Source organism: Candidatus Sphingomonas colombiensis, assembly GCA_029202845.1.
GTDB lineage: Bacteria > Pseudomonadota > Alphaproteobacteria > Sphingomonadales > Sphingomonadaceae > Sphingomonas > Sphingomonas colombiensis.
Genome location: CP119315.1, coordinates 1406744 through 1429803, shown reverse-complemented (window position 1 = coordinate 1429803; position 23060 = coordinate 1406744). Strand labels below are relative to the sequence as shown.

Sequence of the window (23060 nt, the reverse complement as noted above, 5' to 3'; positions counted from 1 at the left end):
CCCTTACGGAATGGCAATTCTATCACATCGGAAAATCCGATGCTTGTCCCCGATCAAAGCGCATACCGAAATTTGTCCTGAAAAGCGACACTTTATCATTGCAGTGCCGCAATCGCGCTATGGTCTGGGTGATTACGCTAAGCCGATGATGGTTAACAAAATCCTTCGCGCGCATTTGCGTCACGTCGATCGATCCCGGCTGCATCGCAACAGAGGGCGATCTTCAATGCTCATCTCAGGAAAAAAGATCGGCATTTCAGCCGATCAGGCCCATTCAGGGGGCCTATGGTGCGGTCGAGAAGACTCGAACTTCCACGTCCTTTCGGACACAACGACCTCAACGTTGCGCGTCTACCAATTCCGCCACGACCGCACGTGATATCTACCGGGCTGGCCCGGCGATTGGCAGGACGGCGCCCCTAGCAAAGCCCTTGAGGGCTGGCAATGCCTCTCGTGCGGATCTTTGACCTTGGCGGCTTATTTTGTGCCTTCGCCGGCGAAGCTCAGCTCCAGCCGCTTCGAATTCGCAGGCACGTCCAGCTTCGCCGAATTGAAGTCGATCGCGCCTTTTGGCCCGAGCGAGCGCTGCTGCGGCGTGATCGTCCAGCTATAGACGATTCGCCCCTGTGCATCGCGGAGATCGGCGCGGATATCAGGCACGCGCTGGCGCATGCCGGAAGGGTTGAGCACCTTGCCGCTTACCGCGAACAACTCACTGCCATTGGCCATTTCGCGGCGTTCGATCGGGTTATCGACCAGTCGAAGCGGTGATTCGGCCGGACCGAACGAAAGGCCGAGCTGTTGTGCGAGCCCCGGCGCGCTCATCCACACGATGGCCGCTACCGCGACGAGCATCAATACGCCGGCGGCCACCGCCGCGATCGTCCAGCGGCGCGATTGATCGCGACGCGGGCGGAACGGCGGGCGATGCGCGAAAGCGTCGTAATCCGGTTCGATCGTGGTTTGCGCAGGGCCGTCCGTCAACGGCTCGGGCGGTGCGGCGGCGAGCGGCGTTTCGGGAGGTGCGATCGGCGCGTCCGGTTGCGCGGGCGCTGCTACAGGCGCTGCTTCCGATGAATTTGCCGGTGTCGCGGGTTCGGTCGCGGCAGAGGGGGCCACCGGCTCAATCGCCGGCGCGCCAGGATCCTGAAACCAGCTATGCCGGCAATTGGCGCAGCGCACGACCCTTCCCGTAGCCCCGATAGCGCTGTCGGGGACAAGATAGCGGGTGCGGCATTCGGGGCATTCGAGGATCATGTCGCAACACACGCTGGCACGAGGCTTTTAGGCACAGGGCCTGAATCCGTGAATCTAAGCACGCCCGACGCCCGGCTGGCAAGCAGTGAAGTGCCGTCCGCCTTCGCCGAGTCGGTGCGGCGGCCTTGAAGCGGAGGCCCGCATCGTGCGATGGCGGGAAACGAAGTGTGGGGTGAAGGCAGCAGCGCCGCCGATGGCGAATATCGTGCAGTTCGAGAATGTGGGGCTGCGCTACGGCACTGGCCAGGAGACGCTATCCGATCTCAGCTTCACGCTGGCGAGTGGCGCCTTCTATTTTCTGACCGGGGCGAGCGGCGCCGGCAAAACCTCCCTGCTCAAGCTGCTTTATCTCGCGCAGCGGCCGAGCCGTGGGATCATCCGGCTATTCGGCGAGGATGCCGTGACCATGTCGCGCGGGCGGTTGCCGGGCTTCCGGCGGCGGATCGGCGTGGTGTTTCAGGATTTCCGGCTGATCCCGCACCTGTCGATCGCCGACAATATCGCTCTGCCGCTGCGTGTCGCCGGCGTGCCGGAAGCCGATGTAGCGGGGCCGGTGAATGAGATGCTGGCGTGGGTCGGGCTGGGCGATCGCGACATGGCGCGTCCGGCGACGCTCTCGGGTGGCGAGCAGCAGCGCGTCGCTATCGCGCGTGCGGTGATCGGCCGGCCGGAGATATTGGTCGCGGACGAGCCGACCGGAAACGTCGATCCGGAGATGGCGGACCGGCTGTTGCTATTGTTCGATTCGCTGAACCGGCTGGGGACGACCGTGCTGGTCGCGACGCATGATCTGCATTTGCTGAGCCGCGTCCCCGACGCGCAGATGATGCGACTCGATAAGGGACGGCTGCAAGACCCGACCGGCGCGTTGCGCCATCCCCCGCCCGGAAGGCGGCAATAAAGATGGCGCATTCCACGGCCAGGCTGCTCGACGACACGCAGGACGGGCGGGCGATGATCTGGGTTATCGCGATCATGCTGTTCCTGACGGTGCTGGCCGCCGCGATGGGGCTCGCCACGCGTAACGCGGCGGCGACGCTGGAGCGATCGCTTGCCGGGCGGTTGACCGTTCAGCTTACCAGTGGGGCGCCGGGTGCGCGTGAGGCACAGGCCGCGCGGCTGGTGACCCGGCTGCGCGGCACGGCTGGTGTGACGCGAGTCACGCCGGTGAGCCGCGCGGCGCTTGCCGAGCTTTTGCGGCCATGGCTGGGGACGGATGGTGTCGATCCGAATCTGCCGTTGCCGGTGATGATCGATGTCGATCTTGCCGATGGTGCCCCCGCGACGCTGGCACGGGTGCGTGCGGCGGTGACGGCGAGTGCGCCGGCCGCGCGGATCGATCTGCATGCGGGCTGGATGACCTCGATCGCGGGAATGCTTTCGCTTGCGACATGGCTTGGCGCCGGGCTGGTCGCGCTGATGGCAACCGCGACCGCGACGGTGGTGGTGCTTACCGCGCGCGCGGGGCTCGACGCGCATCGCGCAACGATCGAGGTGATGCATATGCTGGGCGCGACCGATGTGCAGGTGGCGCGGCTGTTTCAGCGCCGGATCGCGCGCGACGCACTGATCGGTGGGGCGATCGGGGCGGTGGCGGCGATCGCGGTGGTGTTGCTGATCGGGGTGCGCGCGGCCGGGCTCGGCTCAGAGCTGCTTGGTGGCGCTGCCCTTGGGATCGGGGCGTGGGTGATGCTCGCGCTGTTGCCGCTTGCCTTCGTCGTGCTGGCAATGATCGCGGCGCGAGTGGCGGTGACGCGTACGTTGAGGCGCATTCTGTGATCGTGCGGCTCATCGGGCTGTTCGCGGTCGTCTGGGGGCTGGGATTCGCGGCCTTCATGCTGTTCCTCGCGCAGCCATCGGAGGTTGCGCGCACGGATGCGATCGTGGTGCCGACCGGCGGTGCTGGGCGAATCGCGCGCGGGCTGACGCTGATCGAGGAGAAGCGCGCGCAGCGGATGCTCGTCACCGGGGTGGCGCCGGGCGTCGGCAAGCGCGATCTCGCCATCGCTTTCGGTCATGCGCCGGCGATCGATTGTTGCGTCGATCTGGGGCGGCAGGCGGTCGATACGCGCTCGAACGCGGAGGAGACCGCCACCTGGGTGCGCGAGCATCATTATCGCTCTGTGCGGCTGGTCACCTCCGACTGGCATATGGCGCGCGCGCGGATGGAGCTGGATGCCGCGCTGGATGACAATGTGACGATCATCCGTGACGGCGTGCCGACCGAACCACGACTGGGGCAATTGGTGAACGAATACAACAAGCTGATCCTGCGACGCATGGTGTTGTGGCTTGGAGTCGAGCGGTGATGGACTGGCTGCGGACGATCGCTTTTCGCGTGGTTTTCTATGCGATTTCGGTGCCGATCGTGCTCGGGGTGCCGATCGCGGCGCTTGGCGGGCAGCGCGTGGTGATCGCTTATGCCAATTGCTGGGCGTGGGCGCACCGCTGGACGATGCGTGCCATCCTCGGCATCCGCAGCCGCGTGGAGGGGGCGGTGCCCCATGGCCAGTTCCTTTATGTCTCCAAGCATCAGGCGATGTATGAGACAGTGGAATTGCAGCTGATCCTTCACAGCCCGGCGATGGTGCTGAAAAAGGAGCTGATGCGCATCCCGCTCTGGGGCTGGGCGACGACGCTCTACGGCTCCATCGTGGTGGATCGGGAGGCATCGAGCAAAGCGCTGCGCAAATTGATGCGCGATGCGCGTGCGGCCCGGGAATCCGGCCGTTCGGTGATCGTCTATCCGGAAGGGACGCGGGTGGCGCCCGGCACGACGCCCCCGCTGCGTTCGGGCTTCGCTGGGCTTTACAAGGCGCTCGATCTGCCGGTGGTGCCGATCGCGACCGACAGCGGGCTGCTGCTGCCGAAGAAGGGGGCGAAGCATCCGGGCATCGTCACATTCCGCATCGGTGAGACGATCCCGCCCGGCCTGCCGCGCGCTGAGGCGGAGCGCCGCGTGTGGGAAGCGATCAACGCGCTGGAAACGCCGCGCTGATCTCGAGCATCACGCAGAAAAGTGCGAACTGACTTTCCGCTAAAACGATGCAATCACGGATAGTTCGGGCAAATCGCCTGACTTCAAAACCACGCGGCTCGCGCTAACCGTGCCGCCGCCCGAAATCGGCGGCCGCGTCATCCTGCCCCTGATCCACGATCGAGCGGCGGATCGCGCGGGTCTGGGTGAAGTGATCGAACAAGGTGTCGCCATCGCCCCAGCGGATTGCGCGCTGTAGCTGCGACAGATCCTCGCTGAAGCGCTGGAGCATCTCCAGCACGGCTTCCTTGTTGCTCAGAAACACGTCGCGCCACATCGTCGGATTCGACGCGGCGATACGGGTAAAATCGCGGAAACCGCCGGCGGAGAATTTGATCACTTCGGATTCGGTCACTTCCGCCAGATCATTGGCGGTGCCGACGATCGTATAAGCGATGAGATGCGGCAGATGGCTGGTGATGGCGAGGACGCGATCATGGTGATCCGGCGCCATCATCTCGACATTGCTGCCGAGCCGCCGCCAGAATTCCGCCACCCGCTCCGCGGCCACCGGATCGCCGTCCGGCAGCGGGGTGACGATGCACCAGCGTCCCTGGAACAACGACGCGAAGCCGGCTTCGGGGCCGCTCTGCTCGGTGCCCGCGACCGGATGCGCCGGAACGACGATCGCATTGGGAAGTGCTTCCGTCAGCGCTTTGGCGACGAACTCCTTGCTCGATCCAACGTCGCTGACGATCGCCTCGGCGGGGAGATCGGCGGCGATCTCCGCCGCGATTGCGCCCATCGCGCCGACGGGCACGCACAGGATGACCAGCTCCGCATCGGTCACCGAAGCGCCCGCGGTATCGGTCACATCGTCGAGCAGATCGAGCTGGCGCACGGTTTCGCGCACTTCGGCGCTTGCATCATGCCCCGTCAGCCGCACGGTCGGCATCGCGTGACGCACCGCGCGCGCGATGGATGAGCCGATCAGCCCGAGGCCGATGATCGTGACGCGCGAAAACGGCAGCATCAGTCGGTGCCGCTAAGATGACGCAGCGCGGCGATCACGCCCTTGGTCTCATCCTCGGTGCCGATCGTGATGCGCAGGCCGTGCGGCAGCCCCTGCCCCGGCAGCCAGCGGACGATATAGCCCGCGTCCATCAGCCCCTTGTAAGCGGCCTCGGCGGTCAATTCGCCCTCGAACAGGACGAGGATGAAGTTCGCCTGACTCGGGATCGCGCGTAGCCCGGCATTACCAAGCTTCGCGATCTCATCCGCGAACCACGCGCGCCATTGTGCATTGTGCGCGCGGGTATGGGCGACGAAATCCGTGTCGCCGACCGCCGCCACCGCCGCCGCCGTGCCGGCGATGGTGATCGAAAAAGGCAGGCGGATGCGGTGCATCGCCTCGATGATCGGCGCGGAGGCATAACCCCAGCCGATCCGCTCTGCGGCGAGGCCGTACATCTTGGAGAAGGTGCGCGTGACGAGCACGTTCGACGCGCGTTCCGCCAGCGTCATCCCGCCGTCGTCATGATCCCCGTCGATATATTCGGCATAAGCGTGATCGAGCACGAGCAGGATATCGGGGCGCAGCCCGGCATGAAGCCGCTCGATTTCGGCCCGCGGCGCATAGGTGCCGGTGGGGTTGTTCGGATTGGCGACGAACACGATGCGGGTGCGCGGCGTGACGGCGGCGAGGATCGCGTCGACATCAGTCGCATAATCCTTGTCGCGCGCCACCACCGGCGTCGCGCCGACGCGGCGGGTGGCGATCGGGTACACCGCGAAGCCGTAATTTACGTAGATCACCTCATCGCCCGGCCCGGCGAAGGCGCCGGTGGCGAGATGCAGTATCTCGTCCGATCCATTGCCATAGATGATCCGCGCGGGATCGAGGCCATGGCGTGCGGCGAGCACATCGCGCAATTCGGTCGCGCTGGCATCCGGGTAGCGTTCGAGGCTGGTTGCCGCGCTGGCGAAAGCCTCCCGCGCGCGCGGGCTGGTGCCGAGCGGATTTTCGTTCGACGAGAGCTTCGCGACCTTCCGGCCATCGTCGGTTGTCGAGCGTCCCGGAATATACGGGGCGATTTCCATGATCCACGGTTTGGGCACAGGTGCGTTCGTCATGGAGGCGCCGCTTACGCGGCTCGGGCGTTGCAGGGAAGAGGCGAGTAGCGGCGCGGCATTGCTGGCGCGGCTCTGCACCGCTAACGCGCGAAGACGATGACTGATGACCAGCGTTTCGGCCCCGGGCGCCATGTGACGTTGCCGGGGCCGCTCAGGCTCGACGGCGGCGGGATGCTGACGCCGGTCGAGATCGCGTATGAAACTTACGGCACGCTTGCGTCCGATGGCGGCAATGCGGTGCTGATCTGTCACGCGCTGACGATGGATCAATATGTCGCCTCGGCGCATCCGCGCACCGGCAAGCCGGGTTGGTGGACGGCGATGGTGGGGCCCGGGCGGCCCATCGACACCGATCGGATGTTCGTGGTGTGCGCCAATGTGCTGGGCTCGTGCATGGGGTCGTCCGGCCCGGCGACGATCGATCCGGGGACCGCGCGCGAATATGGGATGGCCTTCCCGGTCATCACGATCCGCGACATGGTGCGCGCGCAGGCGATGCTGCTCGATCACCTTGGTGTTCAGCGGCTTGCGGCGGTGGTCGGTGGGTCGATGGGCGGGATGCAGGCGCTGTCATGGGCGGCGACCTTCCCTGATCGCGTCGAGGCGGCGGTGGTGATCGCGTCTGCCGCGCGGCATTCGGCGCAGAATATCGCTTTCCACGAAGTCGGGCGACAGGCGGTGATGGCCGATCCGCATTGGAACGGCGGCGATTATTACGGTGGTGAGCCGCCAGCGGCCGGGCTGGCGGTGGCGCGGATGGCGGCACACATCACCTATCTGTCCGAAGCGGGGCTGACCGAAAAGTTCGGCCGCCGGCTGCAGGCGCGGGACGCCAAAGTCGTTCGGGTTCGACGCCGATTTCCAGGTGGAAAGCTATCTGCGCCACCAGGGGCTGAGCTTCGTCGACCGGTTCGACGCCAATTCCTATCTCTATATCACCCGCGCGATGGACTATTTCGATCTGGCGGAGGAGCATGGCGGGCGGCTGGCCAATGCGTTCAGCGCGGGCGGCCCGCGCTTCTGCCTCGTTAGCTTCGATACCGATTGGCTCTATCCGACGCGTGAATCACGCGCGATCGTCCATGCGCTCAACGCGGCGGGCGCGCCGGTGAGCTTCGTGGAACTGTCGAGCCCCTACGGGCATGACGCCTTCCTGCTCGACGCGCCCGAACTGTACCGCGTGGTGGCGGGCTTCATGGGGGCGTGGGGCATGAGCGTTGCGGCCGGATCTGGCGGTGATCGCCGATCACGTCGCGCCGGGCGCGCGCGTGCTCGATGTCGGGTGCGGCGACGGGCTGCTGATGGCGGCGCTGCGCGACGCCAAAGGGGTGCGGACGCGCGCGGGCTGGAGCTGGATGCGCGCAACGTCGCCGACGCGGTGGGGCGCGGGCTATCCGTGATTCAGGGCGATGCCGATACCGATCTTGCCGATTATCCCGCGCAGAGCTTCGATTATGCGATCCTGAGTCAGACGCTGCAGACCTGCCGCGCGCCGGACAGGGTGCTGGCTGATCTGTTGCGGATCGGGCGGCATGCTTTCGTCAGCTTTCCCAATTTCGCGCATTGGCGGGTGCGGTTGTCGCTGCTGTGGGGCGGCCGGATGCCGGTGACGCCGCTGTTGCCGGAGCGCTGGTATGACACACCCAACATCCATCATCTGACGATCGACGATTTCCGCGCCTATCTGAAGGAAAATGGCATCGCGGTGGAAGGGGCATGGTTCCTGACGCGTGGCCGAAAAACCACATCGGCGGCGGCAAACGTACTCGCGGAACACGCCGTATTCCTGTTGCGTGGAACCGGCGCGCGCGATGCTGGTTAGCGCTTAAGTTACGATCTGGACAGGATAATGGGCAAGACCGCGCTGATCGTCGAGGATGAGATTTTCGTTGCGCTGGATCTGGAACGGATCCTGACGGACGCAGGCTATAGCGTCGCGGCGATCGCCGCCGATGAGGCGGAGGCGCTGGCCGCAGCGCCGGATTGTTGCGCAGCATTCGTCGACGTAAATTTGCGTGATGGCGCGACCGGCCCATCGATCGCGGAGCGCATCGCGCGCGAACATGGGGTGAAAGTGGTGTTCGTCACCGCGAATCCCGCGCAGATCGCCGTCGAGGGCGTTGCTCTCGGCTATATCCGCAAGCCTTTCAGTGAAGGCGCGATTCGCGCCGCGGCCGCGCTGGCGTTCGACGGCGTGGCTTCTGGCGACAATGATTTCGTCGAGTTCAGCCCGCGCGGCTGAGCGAGGCGCTCGGCACTTCGATTTCCACCGCAAGCCCATCGCGATGCCAATCGCGGCGGACGCTGCCGCCGAGTTGCCGCACCACGCTCAATTCGATCAATCTGCTGCCGAATCCGCCATCGCCTGCCGGAGCGTCGACCGGCGGGCCGCCACTTTCGCGCCACAGCAGGCGCGTCGTCGCGGGATCGGTGACGACTTCGATCGCAACGGCGCCGTCATCGAGCGATAGCGCGCCATATTTGGTCGCGTTGGTGGCGAGTTCGTGAAACAGCAATGCGATCGGGGTGGCCGCGCGATCGTCAATCGTGATCTCGCCGCCGGAGACGGTGATGCGCGAACGGCCCGCGGCCTGATACGGCTCGAACAATTGCGCGAGCAATCCGTGCAGGCTGTCGATCCGAAGTTCGGACTGTGACTCGGCGCTGTGCGGGCGGACGAAATCGTGCGCACGCCCCAGCGCCGTCACGCGTTCGCGCAGATCTGCGGCGGCGGGGACGAATTCGGGGTGGATGCGCGCGGTGAACTGGATGAGCCCGGCGACCACCGAGAAGATGTTCTTGATGCGATGCGCCAGCTCCTGGCTGATCACCTCGCGCTCTTCCAGCGCCAGCTTCTGCGCGTGGATATCGGTGCAGGTGCCGAACCAGCGGGAGATGCGCCCCTCCGCATCACGGATCGGCAGCGCTCGGCCCAGCACCCAGCGATATTCGCCATCATGATGGCGCAGGCGATATTCGATCTGATACGGCTCGCCGGTGGTGATGCTATGGGCCCAGAGTTGGCGCGCGCGCGGCTGATCGTCGGGGTGGAACATCGTGCTCCACGCGTCGCCCGCGACATCGCCCTCTTTCGTCCCCGTATATTCATACCAGCGGGCGTTTGAATAATCGGTGTCGCCGTCGGCCCGCGCGGACCACACGATCTGCGGCATCGTATCGGCCAGCGTTCGGAAACGGATCTCGCTGTCGGCCAGAGCGGCGCGCGTGTGGAGCGCCTCGCGCGCGGTGCGGCGTTTCTCCAACCGGCCGAGAGCGGTGGATGCGAGGATCGCCATTCCGTCACGCTGGAATGGGGTGAGCGCGCTGCGTGGCTTGTCGTCGATGACGCACAGTGCCCCCAGCGGCAGGCCATCCGCGGTGACGAGCGGCGCGCCGGCGTAGAAGCGGATGAACGGGGCGGCGGTGACCAGCGGATTGGCGGCGAAGCGCGGATCGCGCGTCGCGTCCGGCACCTCCATCACGCTGTAGCCGTGCATCGCATGGGCGCAGAACGACTGGCTGCGCGGCGTTTCGGTCAGATCGGTGCCGAACCGGGCGAGGAAGCGCTGGAATTGCTCCTCCACCACACTGACCAGCGCGACCGGCGCTTCGCACAGCTGGCTGGCGAAGCGCACGAGATCGTCGAGAACGCCATCCTCTCGCGCACCGGCGAGATCGTAGAGCGACATCGCGCGTGCGCGTGCCACTTCATCCAGAATGGGTTCGGCGGTCGGCTGCACGATTCTCCTTTAGAACGGTACGTCGTCGTCCAGATCGTCGGCGAAACCACCGCGACTCTGACCGAAACCGCCACCGCCGGCTTTGTTCCCGCCGCCGCTGCGACCGCCACCACCAGGCGCGCCGCCGAAATCGTCGCCGCCGCCGCCCCAATCGTCACGACCGCCGCCGCTCATCCCGCCGCCGCCGGAGCCGCCGCCCGAACCCTGTGGGCCATCGAGCATCGTCAGCACGCTGTTGAAGCCTTGCAGCACGATTTCGGTGGAATAGCGGTCCTGACCCTGCTGATCCTGCCACTTACGCGTCTGGAGCTGGCCCTCGATATAGACCTTCGAACCCTTGCGCAGGAAACGCTCGGCGACGTTCGCGAGACCCTCGTTGAAGATCGCGACCGAATGCCATTCCGTGCGCTCCTTGCGCTCGCCGGTGTTCTTATCCTTCCACTGATCGCTGGTCGCGATGCGGAGGTTGACCACCTTGCCGCCGTTCTGAAACGAGCGCGATTCGGGATCGCGCCCCAGATTGCCGACGAGAATTACCTTGTTGACGCTGCCTGCCATGAAATCCTGTTCCCTTACCCGGCCGCAGCCGGAAATCGGCGCCGCCCGATGCGAAAACGGGTGGCGAACGCCCTTCTATAACCCAGCAGCGACTGCGAGCCAGTAGGTGATTCCTGCCATCACATATGCAGCGACGAACAGATAGCCGACCATGAACAATGGCCACTTCCACCCGTTCGTCTCGCGCCGGGTCACCGCGATGGTCGAGATGCATTGCGGCGCGAAGACGAACCACATCAGAAAGGCGAGTGCGGTGGGCAGCGACCAGCGATGGCGCAGATTCTCGACGATCGTGCCCTTGCCCTTTTCGGATTCAGCATCGTCGACCGCATAGACGGTGCCGATCGCCGATACCGCGACCTCGCGCGCTGCCATCGCCGGGATCAGCGCGAGCGCGATATCGCGGTTGAAGCCGATCGGTTTGACGACCACCTCCACCCCGCTTGCGATGCGGCCGGCGATCGAATGATCGACCTGGCTCTGCCCATCCGGCGCGCGCGGGAAGCTGAGCAACGCCCACAGGATGATGGTGGTCAGCGCGATGATCGTGCCGGCACGCTTCAGGAAGATCAGTGCGCGGCTCCATAGACCGATCACAATGTCGCCCGCGCGCGGCCACTGATATTTCGGCATCTCCATCATGAAGCCGGAGGATGAGCCCTTGGTAACGGTGCGGCGCAGGAACAACGCCGCGCAAAACGCACCGACGATGCCCATCACATATAGGCCGAGCAGCACCAGCCCCTGCAAGCCGACGAACGGCAGCACTTTGGTATTGGGAATGAAGGCGCCGATGATGATCGTATAAACCGGAAGCCGGGCCGAACATGTCATCAGCGGCGCGATCAGGATCGTGGTCAGCCGGTCCTTCTCGTCGTCGATCGTGCGCGTCGCCATGATGCCGGGCACCGCGCAGGCGAAGCTGGAGAGCAATGGGATGAACGCGCGCCCCGACAGGCCGACGCTGGCCATCAGCCGGTCCATCAGGAAGGCGGCGCGGACCATATAGCCCGATGCCTCCAGCACGAGGATGAACAGAAACAGGATCAGGATCTGCGGCAGGAACACGATCACGGCGCCGACGCCGGCGATCACGCCATCGCTGATCAGCGAGCGCAATATGCCGTCGGGCATCACCGAGGTGACCCATGCCTCCAGCGCCTTGAACGCATCTTCGATCCAGCCGATCGGCGCTTCGGACCAGCTGAACACGGCCTGGAACATCACGAACAGCAGCGCGAGGAGCAGGATCGGACCGACGACCGGATGGAGTGCTACCGCATCGAGCATATGCGTCCAGCGACGCACCGGGGTTTCGTGCAGCGTCGCGGCAGCGGAGATCGTGCGCGCGCGGCGCTGGAGTGCCGCGATATCCTCATGTCCGCCGGTAGCCGGGTGCGGCGCCGATTTGCTGTCTACCGCCAGCGTCAGCGCGTGGCGCAGGCTATCCAACCCGCGCTTGCGCACCGCGACGGTGGGCACGACCGGCACGCCAAGCTCACGCGAAAGGGCCTCCGGATCGAGCGTAAGCCCGTCGCGCTCGGCGAGATCGATCATGTTGAGCGCCACCACCATCGGCACGCCGAGCGTGGTCAGCTGGAGCGCGAAGCGCAGATGATTGTCGAGATTGGCGGCGTCCACCACGACGACCAGCGCATCGGGCCGCCGCTCACCGGATTGCACGCCGGTCACCACGTCGCGGGTGACGCATTCGTCGGGGGACGAGGGGTCGAGACTATAGGTGCCTGGAAGATCGAGCAGTTCGATCGGCCGGCCATCGTCCAGCGCGAGCCGGCCGGAATGGCGCTCCACCGTGACGCCGGGATAGTTGCCGACCTTCTGTCGCGCGCCGGTCAACGCGTTGAAAAGAGCGCTTTTGCCGGCATTAGGATTGCCGACCAGCGCAACCAGCGGGAGCGTTGCCATTACGCCAGCGTCACCGTTACCGTGGCGGCGACCTTGCGACGCAGCGCCACCGTCATCCGGCCGATGCGGCATGCGATCGGGCCGCGGCCCAATGTCGCGCGATGCAGCACCTCGACCGCGACACCCTCATCGAATCCGAATTCGCGTAGCCGTCGGGCTTCCGGCGCGGCAAGCTGATCCCACGCAATCGCGGCGATCGTCGCGCGCTGACCCAACGGCAGCGATTCGAGGCTGGGAACGGACACGAGCACGATGCCGATCTAACCTTGCTGCGAACGATTATCAATTGCCTTTTGGTTTACACCACCGGGTAGCGCAGCCGTCCGACGAAACGCGACAGGCTGGGGCGATGTTGCGCACGGCGCAGGAAGCCAGCCTTGGCTTTCTCGAAGCGCATGATCCCGTCGATCCGCCGCGACAGGAAGGCGCGGGTTTCCGCGTGACCTTCGCTCTCGTCATCGAGCAAGATCGTGATCGTCGCGGCATAAACGCCGAGCAGGATGGTGCGCTTGGTATAGTGATTATAGTCGGTCGCGGTGTCGCCTGCCGCGTGCCAGATCGCGTCGACCGTTCGCCATGCCAAACGCGCGCCGGTGGCGATATTTTGCGGCAAGGCGAGGATCGCTAGCGCGCGGCGCAATGATTCACGATGCGACGCGACCGCATCGATCCGCGCGCCAACGAGCGCGGCGATCCGCTCACGGATCTTGAGCTTCGCGCAATGCTCGGCCGGCACCTTCTCCAGCATCGCCGCGTCGATCGTCGCGAACCATGCGTCGATCATCGCGGGCGCATCCGGCAGTGCGAGTGCCGCGATATCGCGATCGACCCCCGCAGCTTCGGCCGCTAGATCGCGCGCCTGTGCGGCCCATCCGTCGAATGCGGCATTGACGGCGATGCGAGGCGCGAGCGCGGCGCGGATTTCGTCGAGGGTGGCATCTGCCAGGTTGCTCATGATGCAGCCTTATCACCGCCCGAGGCGCGACGCACCAGTACCAGCGCGATCGCGATCATCACCGCGCCGAACAGATCGAGCAGGCCGAGCCGTTCGCCATAGACGCTCCAGCCGATCGCCGCGGCGACGATCGGTTGGGTGAGCAGCGCCAGTCCGATCACCAGCGGGCTGAGCGCGCCAAGCGCGTAGATCATCAGCCCCTGCCCGAATACCTGGCTGACCAGCGCCAGCGTGATAAGCGGGGTCCAGTTCGCGGGCATTACCTGTTCACCCATTGCGATCGCGACGATCAGCAGCGGCAGGCTGGCGGCAACGGAAGATAAAGCGAGCGCCGGGAGTGGTTTCATCGTCGCCCGCGCGCGCGCCATGAAGATGAAATAGGCAGCGTAGAGGATGCCGGCGACCATGCAGAAAAGATCGCCGACGAGATTTTCGGCCGACATCTCCGCGGAGCGTCCCATCAGCACCGCCGCACCGATCAGCGCGAGCAGCAGGGCGGCGCCCTGCGTGCGGCTGGGCCAGGCACGCGCGATGAAAAAGCCATAGATCGGGTAGATCAGCGACGCGCAATTGCCGAACAAGGTGGCATTGGCGAGCTTGGTATGATGGATGCCGATATGCCAGGTCGCGAGGTCGCCGGCGAACAGCAGCCCCGAGGCGCCGAGTACCCACCATAATCCGCGCGCCTCGGTAAACGGCCGGCTGCCACTGGCGCGAGCGAGCAGTAGCAGGATCGGCGCGGCGAGCGTGATGCGCCAGAATCCCGCCGCGACCGGGCCGACATCTGTCATCCGCACGAACCACGGCCCGAAAGCGAGCGCGATATTGCCGATCAACAGAGCGATGAAGGCGATTGCGGCGCTGCTTGGCCTGAGGATAGCTTTTCTTGGGGGACTCGCCTGATGCATGGCGCCCTGTAACCGCCTATCTGCGTTGCGTCAGGTAGCAATGTGCAACCGAAGGGGAATACATGCCCAGTCTGTTCGATCCGATCGCGCTAGGCGCGATAAATGCGCCAAATCGTATCATCATGGCGCCGCTGACGCGCACCCGCGCCACCGAAGGCCATGTGCCGACCGATCTGATGATCGAATATTATCGCCAGCGCGCGGGCGCTGGCTTGATCATCAGCGAGGCGACCGGGATCAGCCGGCAGGGGCTGGGTTGGCCCAACGCGCCGGGGCTGTGGCTCGACAGCCATGTCGAGGCGTGGAAGCCGGTGACCGAGGCGGTGCACCGCGCCAATGGCCGGATCGTCGCGCAGCTCTGGCATATGGGGCGGCTCGCGCGGCCCGATGTGAGCGGGCTGCAATCGCTGGCCCCGTCGCCGTTGCGCGCGCCTTATGCGGTGCCGGAGAAGAATCCCTATGATACGCCGCGCCCCGCGACGCTGGACGATATCCGCCAGACACTGGACGATTATGCCGCCGCCGCGCGCAACGCGCTGGCCGCCGGGTTCGACGGTGTGCAGATCCACAGCGCCAACGGCTATTTCATCGATGAATTTCTGCGTGACGGCACGAATCTGCGCGACGACGATTATGGCGGGCCGCCGGAAAACCGCATCCGCCTGCTGCGCGAAGTGACGGAACGGGTGATCGCCGAGGTCGGCGCGGGCCGCACTTCGGTACGGCTCTCCCCCAACGGTGAATCGCAGGGCGCGGATGACAGCGATCCGGCGAGCATATTCGTGCCGGTCGCGCGATTGCTCGATTCGCTCGGCATCGGCTTTCTCGAACTACGCGAGCAATCGCCAGAGGGGACATTCGGCAGCAGCGAGGTGCCCAAGCTCAGCCCGCAGATTCGCGAGGCGTTCACCCGCCCGCTGGTGCTGAACCAGGACTATTCGCTGGCCGGTGCTCAGGCCGATCTCGATTCGGGGCTGGCGGATGCGATCAGCTGGGGGCGGTTGTTCATCGCCAATCCCGATCTGGTCGAACGCTTCCGGCACGAGGCGCCGCTCAACGAGCCGAATCCGAAGACCTTCTACCGGCCGGGCCCGGAAGGTTATGTCGATTATCCCGCGCTGGAAGAATCCGCCGCCTGAATATCAGCGCGTCGCTCCCGTTTGCTGACGGGGGCGGCGCGCCTCGGGCTATGCGGGCGGGTAGCGATCGAGCCAGTTGGTAATCCGCCGGCGGATCGCGCTGCCCAGCCCGTTCCTGGCGAACAGGAACAGCGGAAGCACCGCGACAAGCGGCTGCCAGAGCGCCGCGAGGAACCACGTCATTGCGAGCAGCAGCGCGACTAGCCGGACGCGCGCAACCATGATCAATGCGCGATCATCGAGTCGGACGGTGCGCGGCCCCTTGCTGTCGTAAAGCCGCATGGTGACGAAGGGGACATTTGCTGCCGGGCTCGTTGCCAGGAGACTGCCAATCGGCGGTTTGGCAGGGCGCGTGACACTCGCGACCGCTGTCGGCGCAAGGCTGCGGGCGACCCCGCCGGAAGCCATGATCGGGGGCGTGGCCGTAGCGGCCCTGCCCCCTTTATACGTGTCGATCACTTCGAGCCGCCGGCCACGCTCCACCACGCGATAGCGCGAGGGTGGCGGCTCGCCCGGCATGTCAGCCGAACAGCTCGCGCAGCTTGAGCATCGCGAGTGCCGCTTCGGCCGCGCCGCCGCCCTTGTCGAGCTGCGCCGGATCGGCGCGCCGGATCGCCTGCTCCTCGTTCTCCGTGGTGAGGATGCCGTTGCCGATCGGCAGGCCATCCATCGTCAGCGCCATGATCCCACGCGCGCTTTCGTTCGAGACGATCTCGAAATGATAGGTCTCGCCCCGGATCACTACGCCCAGCGCGACATAGCCGTCATAGCGCCCGGTTTCGGCCGCCATCGCGATCGCACCCGGCACTTCCAGCGCACCGGGGACGGTGATGACTTCCGCCTGATGCCCCGCGCCCTCGATCGCGGCGCGCGCGCCGGCGATCAGCATGTCGTTCAGATGATCGTAGAAGCGCGCTTCGACGATGAGGATGCGGGCCATGTATGTGTTACCTTCGATATTAACGAATTACGCCGCGCCGACACCGGTGATCGGTCGCTCTGCGACGATCGACAGGCCATAGCCCTCCAGCCCGATCAGCGCGTGATGGGTGTTGGTGAGAAGCACCATTTCTTCCACCCCCAGCTCGGCGAGAATCTGCGCGCCGACGCCGTAATCGCGCAGTTCCTCGATCTCCGGCTCGCCGGGGCCCTTGCCCTCCGCGCGCGCCTTCATGAAACGCGTGACGGCGCCCTGCATCGGGCGGTTGATCACCACGATCACGCCCGCGCCCTCTTCCCCGATCATCTCCATCGAGCGTGACAGCAGCCCCGAGCGATCGGATTGTTCGCCGAACATGTCGACGAAGAAGCTTGCGGTGTGCATCCGCACCAGCGTGGGCTTGGCGGGATCGATCCGGCCCTTCACAAGCGCGATCGTCTCGTCGCCGGTCGCCTTGTTGAAGAAGGTGATACCCCGCCAGGTGCCGCCCCAGCGCGATTCGAACGTCATCTCCGCCTGTTTCTGGACGAGATGATCGTGGCGGCGGCGATAGGCGATCAGATCGCGGATCGTGCCGATCTTGAGGTTATGAAGCTGCGCGAAGGCGACGAGATCGTCCAGCCGCGACATCGTGCCGTCCTCGTTCATGATCTCGCAGATCACGCCCGATGGATTGAGCCCGGCGAGCCGTGAAACGTCGACCGCCGCCTCGGTATGGCCGGCGCGGACGAGCACACCGCCGTCGCGCGCGACGAGTGGGAAGACGTGACCCGGGGTCACGATCTCCTCGCGGCTCTTCGACGCGTCGATCGCCACCGCCACGGTGCGGGCGCGATCGGCTGCCGAAATGCCGGTGGTAACGCCGTCGCGCGCCTCGATCGAGACGGTGAAGGCGGTTTCGTGCCGCGTGCCGTTATGACGGCTCATCAGCCCGAGCCCGAGCTGATCGACCCGCGCCTTGGTGAGCGCGAGACAGATCAGCCCGCGCCCGTGCTTGGCCATGAAATTGATCTTTTCCGGCGTCGCCATCTGCGCCGGGATCACCAGATCGCCCTCATTCTCGCGATCCTCGTCATCGACGAGGATGAACATTCGGCCGTTCTTCGCCTCTTCGATGATCTCTTCGGGCGAAGACAGGAAAGCGTGGCGCAGACGCGCGAGTTCAGCCGGCTTTGACACGATAATGTTCCATGCGTTGGAGGTAGCGGGCGAGGACGTCGATCTCGATATTGACCGGCTGGCCGGGCACTAGCGCGCCCAGCGTGGTTACCGCCTGGGTGTGGGGAATCAGGTTGATCGCGAACAATGTGCCGTCGGCGCGATCTTCGACGGTGTTGACGGTGAGCGATACGCCATCGACCGTTACCGAGCCCTTGGCGGCGAGGAACGGCGCGAGATCGCTGGAAATACGAAAGGTGATGCGTTTTGAATCGCCGTCGGGAGATACCTCGATCACCTCGGCGACGCCGTCCACATGGCCGGTCACGATATGGCCGCCGAGTTCCTCACCGAGCTTCATCGCGCGTTCGAGGTTGAGGCGGCGCCCCGCGCTCCACTGGCCCTGCGCAGTGCGGCTGGCGGTTTCGCCCGAGACGTCGACGGCGAACCAGCCGGGGGCCTTGTCCACCACCGTCAGGCACACGCCCGAACAGGAGATCGAGGCGCCGAGATCGATCCCGGCCGTATCATAAGCGGTGTTGACGACCACGCGCAGGTCGCCGCGCGATTCAATCGCGCTGATGGTGCCGACGTCGGAGACGATCCCGGTAAACATTCAATTGGAGTCCTGCTGTCGTTGGCGCTCATATGCCTCGAGTCGGTCGCTGCCAAGCTCGCGCGCGTCGGTCAGGCGCCAGCGGCCGTGCGCGTCGGCAAGGTTGGCGAGGCCGATGTCGCCCAGCGCAGCGCGTCCGCGCCCGATCAGGATCGGCGCGCGATAGAGCAGCAGGCGATCGACGAGATCGGCGGCGAGGAAGGCGGAGGCCACGCCCGCGCCGCCCTCGATCAGCAGATGGTCGCCCGGCAGCGTGGCGATCTCGGCAGGACGCGCAATCACGGTAAGGCCCGGCGCATCCGGCGTGCGCGTCGAAAGAACGACGCGTTGTGGCGCGCGCGATTCGAGCCCCGGCAGCCGCACGTCGAGGCGTGGTGCATCGGCCTCCCATGTGCCTCGCCCAACGAGAATCGCTTCGTGCCGCGCGCGTTCGAGATGCGCATGGGCGCGTGATTCGGGGCCGGTGATCCAGCGGCTCTCCCCGCTTGCCAGCGCGATACACCCGTCGAGCGAGGTTGCGAGCTTGAGCGTGACATGCGGTCGACCCAACGCACGGCGGGTGAGGAAACCCGCCATCGACCGCCGCGCTTCGTCTTCGCTGACGCCGCTGGAGACGGCGATTCCCGCGGCGGAGAGACGCGCGAAGCCGGCGCCATCGGTGCGCGGATCGGGATCCCGCAACGCCGCGACCACCCGCGTCACGCCCGCTTCGATAAGCAGATCCGCGCAGGCCGGGCCGCGCGCCGAGCGGTGTGCACAGGGTTCGAGGGTGACATAAGCGGTGGCGCCGCGCGCCGCCTCACCCGCGTCGGCCAGCGCCATCGCTTCGGCATGGGGCCTGCCGCCGGCCTGGGTCCAGCCGCGTCCGACGACGCAGTCGTGGTTGACGATGACGCAGCCGACATTGGGATTGGGCGCGGTCAGCCCGCGCGATCGCGCGGCGAGCGCGAGCGCGGCGGCGATCCAGCGCTGATCTGCGGCGGCGCTCAGAGGCCCCAGCGCTTCATCTTGTCATCGAGGCGCTGGAATTCGGCGCGGGTCTTGGCCTGTTCCTTCGCCAGCTCGGCCTGTTCCTTGTCGATCTTCACCTGATCGATCTTCTGCTGCGCGCGGATTTGCGCGTCCGTGCGATCGAGGCGCCATTGCTGCACGTAGATGATGTTGGGCTTATAGACCTTCTCGATGCTCGAATCCTTCACGAAGGCGAAGATGAAGAAGCCGGTGATGAGAATGGCGAGCGCAAGGAAGCCGAGTTCGTGCGGCTGACGCTGGTGCAGGAACAGCCGAAGGTCTCGCAGCGCGCGAAGCGGCGACATGCGGGCGAGGAATTGCATGGCGCCCAAGATAGGCGTGCGCGGCGCCACTTGCCACCCCTGAGGGGAATCGCGTTGCGTCGGCCCCCTCCCGCCACCGCGCCCTATGGCGATTGGGCGAAAGAGGGCCGACGGCGCTGCCATCAGGAGGTCATCTCGAATCGAACCGTCATGATGCGCCACGATTCGACCGGCGCGCCATCAAGCAAGGCGGGGCGGAAGCGCCAGCGGCTGAGCGCCTGCCGCTTGGTCGCTTGCCAGAAAGACTCGCTTGCGGCGGAGACGCGCTCAACCTGCTTCACGCGCCCGTCACTGCCGATCAGCACGCGGATCACCACCTTGCCCTCATTGCCCATGCGGCGTTCACCGGCGGGATATTCGGGCTGGAAATCGCGCGCATAGCGCGGATCGACCGTGGCATCGCTGAGCACCGGCGGCTTGACCGGCGGATCGATGATCGTCGTTCCCGCAGCATCCATCCCCGGATCGAATGGTGGCTGTGGGGGGAAAACGAAGGGGCCGCTGGCGGTGTTCGTATCCACCAACGGCTTGAGGGTGTCGATATGCTGGATGGTCCGCTGCGACTGGTGCGCGATCCTGGGCTCGGGTTGTGGCAGAGGCTTCGGGGGCGGAGGTTCGTCGATCGGGATATTTCGGGTCTGGAGCACATGATCCAGTGGCGCCCGGAATTCCGGCACCGATAATATCAGCCCGGCGACCAGTGTCGCGTTGATGGTGAGCGCGATGGCGAGGCTGCCAGGGTTGAACCCGCCGGAGCGGGAGTGACGATCCGCGTACATAGGGCTGATCCTCTCGATTGTTCTCCTTGGCCGGTTTCCCGGTATCGAGATGATACAACATACCAATATTGTAGAAAAGAGACTTTATAACATCACGGCGATGCATTTGGCTTTTGCCGGACGCGCCTCGCGTCTCAGCCCGGCGAAAGGCGCATGAGCGCGCGATCGCGGCCGATCAGCGGGAGTAGCGCTGCCATGTCCGGTCCGTGATCGCGCCCGGTCAGCGCGCGACGCAGCGGGAGGAACAGCGCCTTGCCCTTGCGGCCGGTGGTCTCCTTGAGTCGCGTGGTGAGCGCGTGCCACGGATCGACTGCCCAATCGATCGCGGTGGCCGCTTCGGCTGCTTCGGCGAGATAGGCGGCGTCTTCGCCCGGATCGATCGCGTCGATCGGGCCTTCGATCACCTGCCACCAGTCTCGCACTTCCGCGATGGTGTTAAGGTTGGGGCGCACCGCTTCCCATGCCGCCTCGCCCATGCCGACAGGCAGCCGATCGGCGACCGTTGCGAACGGAAGCTGGTGAATGATCCGCGCATTGACCTGAGCGAGTTCGCCCTCGTCGAAGCGCGCCGGCGCGCGGCCGAAGCGCGAGAAATCGAAGCCGGCGATGAGGGGAGCCACGTCGATGAGCGGCTCGACCGGATCGCTGGTGCCAAGCCGGGCGAGCAGCGCGCGAATCGCCTGCGGCTCGATCCCCGTCTCGCGGAACTGATCGACCCCGACGCTGCCGAGTCGCTTGGACAATTTGCCTTCGTTGCCGGTGAGCAGCGCCTCATGCGCAAAGGCTGGCGGAGCGGCGTCGAGCGCTTCGAACATCTGAATCTGCAATGCGGTGTTCGAAACGTGATCCTCGCCGCGCACGACATGGGTGATGCCAAGATCCACGTCGTCGATCGCCGACGGGAGCATGTATAGCCACGATCCGTCGGCACGGCGCACCACGGGGTCGCTCATCGTCGCCGGATCGAAATGCTGGTCGCCGCGGATCAGGTCGCGCCATTCGATCGCCGCGCCATGCTCAAGTTTGAAGCGCCAGTGCGGCCGCACGCCGTCCGCCTCCATCTGCGCGCGTTCCGCGTTGCTGAGCCGAAGCGCGGCGCGATCATAGACCGGGGGCAGCCCGCGTCCGCGCTGAATCTTGCGCTTGAGATCAAGCTCCTGCGCGGTCTCATAAGCGGGATAGATACGCCCTGCCGCGACGAGCGAATCGAACCTGTCCTGATAAAGCGCGAATCGCGCGGACTGCCGCACCTCCGCAGCCGGCACGAGGCCGAGCCAATCGAGATCCGCGCGGATCGATTCAACGAAACGCTCCTCGCTGCGCTCCGCGTCGGTATCGTCGATGCGCAGCATGAACTTGCCGCCGTTCGCTTGGGCAAACAGCCAGTTGTGCAGCGCGGTGCGGATATTGCCGACATGCAGCTGCCCGGTGGGCGACGGCGCGAAGCGGGTAACGACGGTCATTTGGCTCGCTTAGGCGCTTGCCCTTTCCCTCGCCAGTCCCCGGTATTAAGGGCGACCGGTCTGGGCGAAGGGCGTGACATAATGAAACTGATGACCGGTAACTCGAATCTGCCGCTGGCACGCGATATCGCGGCCTATCTCGAGCTGCCGCTGACCGAGGCGCTGGTGCGCCGCTTCGCCGATGAGGAAATCTTCGTCGAGATTCGCGAGAACGTGCGCGGCGAAGACGTGTTCCTGATCCAGTCGACCAGCTATCCGGCGAACGACAATCTGATGGAGCTGCTGATCTGCATCGACGCGCTGAAGCGCGCGTCGGCCAAGCGGATCACCGCCGTCATCCCCTATTTCGGCTATGCCCGGCAGGATCGGAAGCCGGGTCCGCGTACCCCGATCTCGGCCAAGCTGGTCGCGAACCTGATCACCACGGCGGGTGCCGACCGCGTGCTTTCGGTCGATCTTCACGCCGGGCAGATCCAGGGCTTCTTCGATATCCCGACCGACAATCTGTTCGGCGCGCCGGTGATGTCTGCGGACATTCATTCGCGCTTTGGCGACAAGAATCTGATGGTCGTCTCGCCTGACGTCGGCGGCGTGGTGCGTGCGCGTGCGCTCGCCAAGCGGCTCGACAACGCGCCGCTGGCGATCGTCGACAAGCGCCGCGAGCGCGCCGGCGAGTCCGAGGTGATGAACATCATCGGCGAGGTCGAGGGCCGCTTCTGCATCCTGATCGACGATATCGTCGATTCGGCCGGTACGCTCTGTAACGCCGCCGCCGCGCTGAAAGCCGCCGGAGCGGAAGACGTGGTGGCCTATGTCACGCATGGCGTGCTCTCGGGCGGCGCGGTGGCGCGGGTCGAGGGATCGGCGCTGCGTGAGCTGGTGATCACCGATTCGATCGGCAATCAGGATGTGATCGCGGACGCCAAGCGCATCCGCCATCTCACGATCGCGCCGTTGCTGGCCGAGGCGATTCGGCGGATCGCGGACGAAAGCAGCGTGTCGAGCCTGTTTGACTGATGGGCGCCGGTGCGCTGAAAGGCGCATCGCCCGTCAGGGCCGGCGGCCGCAAAAATGCCCGATCGACGACGCAGCGTTGCCGCGGCGTGGCTGATTGGATTGGTCTTTTCCTGAAGTAGCTCGACTGGCCATGCCGACCCGCCGGCCGGGCAGCAGCTTC

At 65.6% G+C, this 23060-nt stretch carries 24 protein-coding genes, 1 tRNA gene and 2 pseudogenes; 9 read left to right on the top strand and 18 right to left on the bottom strand.

Translation table 11 applies throughout. From position 1 onward, the window contains the following. Positions 1–286: 286 nt before the first annotated feature. A tRNA-Leu gene (locus P0Y64_06765) sits at positions 287–373 on the bottom strand. Positions 374–477: 104 nt separating this feature from the next. Then, positions 478–1257 carry a zinc-ribbon domain-containing protein gene (locus P0Y64_06760; protein ID WEK44487.1) on the bottom strand — a complete coding sequence of 260 codons (780 nt, stop codon included), beginning with the start codon at positions 1255–1257 and terminating at the stop codon, positions 478–480. Between the two features lie 193 nt (positions 1258–1450). On the opposite strand from P0Y64_06760, the gene ftsE reads away from it, so the two are divergent. Genes ftsE through P0Y64_06740 form a run of 4 tightly spaced genes read left to right on the top strand, consistent with a single transcriptional unit; the run spans position 1451 to position 4255 of the window. Beyond that, on the top strand, positions 1451–2158 hold the full coding sequence (ftsE, locus tag P0Y64_06755; protein ID WEK44993.1) for a cell division ATP-binding protein FtsE: 708 nt from the start codon (positions 1451–1453) through the stop codon (positions 2156–2158). Positions 2159–2160: 2 nt separating this feature from the next. Continuing rightward, complete coding sequence (locus P0Y64_06750; GenBank protein ID WEK44486.1) at positions 2161–3036, top strand: permease; 876 nt, start codon at positions 2161–2163, stop codon at positions 3034–3036. After that, complete coding sequence (locus tag P0Y64_06745) at positions 3033–3566, top strand: YdcF family protein (GenBank protein ID WEK44485.1); 534 nt, start codon at positions 3033–3035, stop codon at positions 3564–3566. Before P0Y64_06750 ends, P0Y64_06745 begins: the two co-directional genes overlap by 4 nt. After that, the gene (locus tag P0Y64_06740; protein ID WEK44484.1) at positions 3566–4255 is read left to right on the top strand and encodes a lysophospholipid acyltransferase family protein; all 690 of its coding nucleotides are present in this window, start codon (positions 3566–3568) and stop codon (positions 4253–4255) included. Before P0Y64_06745 ends, P0Y64_06740 begins: the two co-directional genes overlap by 1 nt. Before the next feature lie 103 nt (positions 4256–4358). On the opposite strand, the gene P0Y64_06735 is transcribed toward P0Y64_06740, so the two are convergent. Continuing rightward, complete coding sequence (locus tag P0Y64_06735; GenBank protein WEK44483.1) at positions 4359–5267, bottom strand: prephenate/arogenate dehydrogenase family protein; 909 nt, start codon at positions 5265–5267, stop codon at positions 4359–4361. After that, positions 5267–6367 carry a histidinol-phosphate transaminase gene (gene hisC, locus P0Y64_06730; protein WEK44482.1) on the bottom strand — a complete coding sequence of 367 codons (1101 nt, stop codon included), beginning with the start codon at positions 6365–6367 and terminating at the stop codon, positions 5267–5269. Before hisC ends, P0Y64_06735 begins: the two co-directional genes overlap by 1 nt. Positions 6368–6463: 96 nt before the next feature. Between hisC and P0Y64_06725 the strand changes: the two are divergent. The 3 genes and pseudogenes from P0Y64_06725 (at position 6464) to P0Y64_06715 (ending at position 8609) form a co-directional block, all read left to right on the top strand. Next, a pseudogene (locus tag P0Y64_06725) lies at positions 6464–7565 on the top strand (homoserine O-acetyltransferase). A gap of 19 nt (positions 7566–7584) precedes the next feature. Next, positions 7585–8189, top strand: a pseudogene (gene metW, locus P0Y64_06720) (methionine biosynthesis protein MetW). Between the two features lie 27 nt (positions 8190–8216). Beyond that, on the top strand, positions 8217–8609 hold the full coding sequence (locus P0Y64_06715; GenBank protein WEK44481.1) for a response regulator: 393 nt from the start codon (positions 8217–8219) through the stop codon (positions 8607–8609). Here the strand turns inward: P0Y64_06715 and P0Y64_06710 are convergent. The 6 genes from P0Y64_06710 to P0Y64_06685 all read right to left on the bottom strand — a co-directional run bounded on the left by P0Y64_06710 (position 8593) and on the right by P0Y64_06685 (position 14454). After that, positions 8593–10056: a PAS domain-containing protein gene (locus P0Y64_06710; protein WEK44992.1), complete on the bottom strand. Its 1464-nt coding sequence runs from the start codon at positions 10054–10056 to the stop codon at positions 8593–8595. The two genes, P0Y64_06715 and P0Y64_06710, sit on opposite strands and share 17 nt — an antisense overlap. A 60-nt stretch (positions 10057–10116) precedes the next feature. Further along, positions 10117–10665: a single-stranded DNA-binding protein gene (ssb, locus tag P0Y64_06705; protein WEK44480.1), complete on the bottom strand. Its 549-nt coding sequence runs from the start codon at positions 10663–10665 to the stop codon at positions 10117–10119. A 75-nt stretch (positions 10666–10740) separates the two neighbouring features. Then, positions 10741–12591 carry a ferrous iron transporter B gene (locus P0Y64_06700; protein ID WEK44479.1) on the bottom strand — a complete coding sequence of 617 codons (1851 nt, stop codon included), beginning with the start codon at positions 12589–12591 and terminating at the stop codon, positions 10741–10743. After that, positions 12591–12842 carry a FeoA family protein gene (locus P0Y64_06695; GenBank protein ID WEK44478.1) on the bottom strand — a complete coding sequence of 84 codons (252 nt, stop codon included), beginning with the start codon at positions 12840–12842 and terminating at the stop codon, positions 12591–12593. The genes P0Y64_06700 and P0Y64_06695 overlap by 1 nt, the downstream gene beginning before the upstream one ends. 47 nt (positions 12843–12889) lie before the next feature. Beyond that, the gene (locus P0Y64_06690; GenBank protein ID WEK44477.1) at positions 12890–13546 is read right to left on the bottom strand and encodes a COQ9 family protein; all 657 of its coding nucleotides are present in this window, start codon (positions 13544–13546) and stop codon (positions 12890–12892) included. Further along, positions 13543–14454, bottom strand: a complete 912-nt coding sequence (locus P0Y64_06685; protein ID WEK44476.1) for a DMT family transporter — start codon at positions 14452–14454, stop codon at positions 13543–13545. Before P0Y64_06685 ends, P0Y64_06690 begins: the two co-directional genes overlap by 4 nt. 62 nt (positions 14455–14516) lie before the next feature. On the opposite strand from P0Y64_06685, the gene P0Y64_06680 reads away from it, so the two are divergent. Further along, on the top strand, positions 14517–15593 hold the full coding sequence (locus P0Y64_06680; protein WEK44475.1) for an alkene reductase: 1077 nt from the start codon (positions 14517–14519) through the stop codon (positions 15591–15593). Positions 15594–15641: 48 nt separating this feature from the next. Here the strand turns inward: P0Y64_06680 and P0Y64_06675 are convergent, their stop codons facing one another. From P0Y64_06675 to gltX, 8 genes are all read right to left on the bottom strand, one after another. Further along, positions 15642–16112, bottom strand: coding sequence for a hypothetical protein (locus P0Y64_06675; GenBank protein ID WEK44474.1), 471 nt, complete (start codon positions 16110–16112; stop codon positions 15642–15644). A gap of 1 nt (position 16113) precedes the next feature. After that, positions 16114–16533, bottom strand: coding sequence for a 6,7-dimethyl-8-ribityllumazine synthase (gene ribH / locus P0Y64_06670; GenBank protein ID WEK44473.1), 420 nt, complete (start codon positions 16531–16533; stop codon positions 16114–16116). A 27-nt stretch (positions 16534–16560) separates the two neighbouring features. Continuing rightward, positions 16561–17712, bottom strand: a complete 1152-nt coding sequence (ribB, locus tag P0Y64_06665; protein WEK44472.1) for a 3,4-dihydroxy-2-butanone-4-phosphate synthase — start codon at positions 17710–17712, stop codon at positions 16561–16563. Further along, positions 17696–18307: a riboflavin synthase gene (locus tag P0Y64_06660; protein ID WEK44471.1), complete on the bottom strand. Its 612-nt coding sequence runs from the start codon at positions 18305–18307 to the stop codon at positions 17696–17698. The genes ribB and P0Y64_06660 overlap by 17 nt, the downstream gene beginning before the upstream one ends. Then, complete coding sequence (gene ribD, locus P0Y64_06655; GenBank protein ID WEK44991.1) at positions 18308–19231, bottom strand: bifunctional diaminohydroxyphosphoribosylaminopyrimidine deaminase/5-amino-6-(5-phosphoribosylamino)uracil reductase RibD; 924 nt, start codon at positions 19229–19231, stop codon at positions 18308–18310. A gap of 62 nt (positions 19232–19293) precedes the next feature. Further along, positions 19294–19641, bottom strand: coding sequence for a hypothetical protein (locus tag P0Y64_06650; GenBank protein WEK44470.1), 348 nt, complete (start codon positions 19639–19641; stop codon positions 19294–19296). A gap of 122 nt (positions 19642–19763) precedes the next feature. After that, the gene (locus tag P0Y64_06645; GenBank protein WEK44469.1) at positions 19764–20420 is read right to left on the bottom strand and encodes an energy transducer TonB; all 657 of its coding nucleotides are present in this window, start codon (positions 20418–20420) and stop codon (positions 19764–19766) included. 134 nt (positions 20421–20554) lie between these two features. Further along, positions 20555–21883 (bottom strand): glutamate--tRNA ligase, encoded by a 1329-nt coding sequence (gene gltX, locus P0Y64_06640; GenBank protein WEK44468.1) that lies wholly within the window; start codon positions 21881–21883, stop codon positions 20555–20557. Positions 21884–21964: 81 nt separating this feature from the next. Here gltX and P0Y64_06635 point away from each other — a divergent pair, with 81 nt between their 5' ends. After that, positions 21965–22900 carry a ribose-phosphate pyrophosphokinase gene (locus P0Y64_06635; GenBank protein ID WEK44467.1) on the top strand — a complete coding sequence of 312 codons (936 nt, stop codon included), beginning with the start codon at positions 21965–21967 and terminating at the stop codon, positions 22898–22900. The last annotated feature ends 160 nt before the right edge of the window (positions 22901–23060 follow it).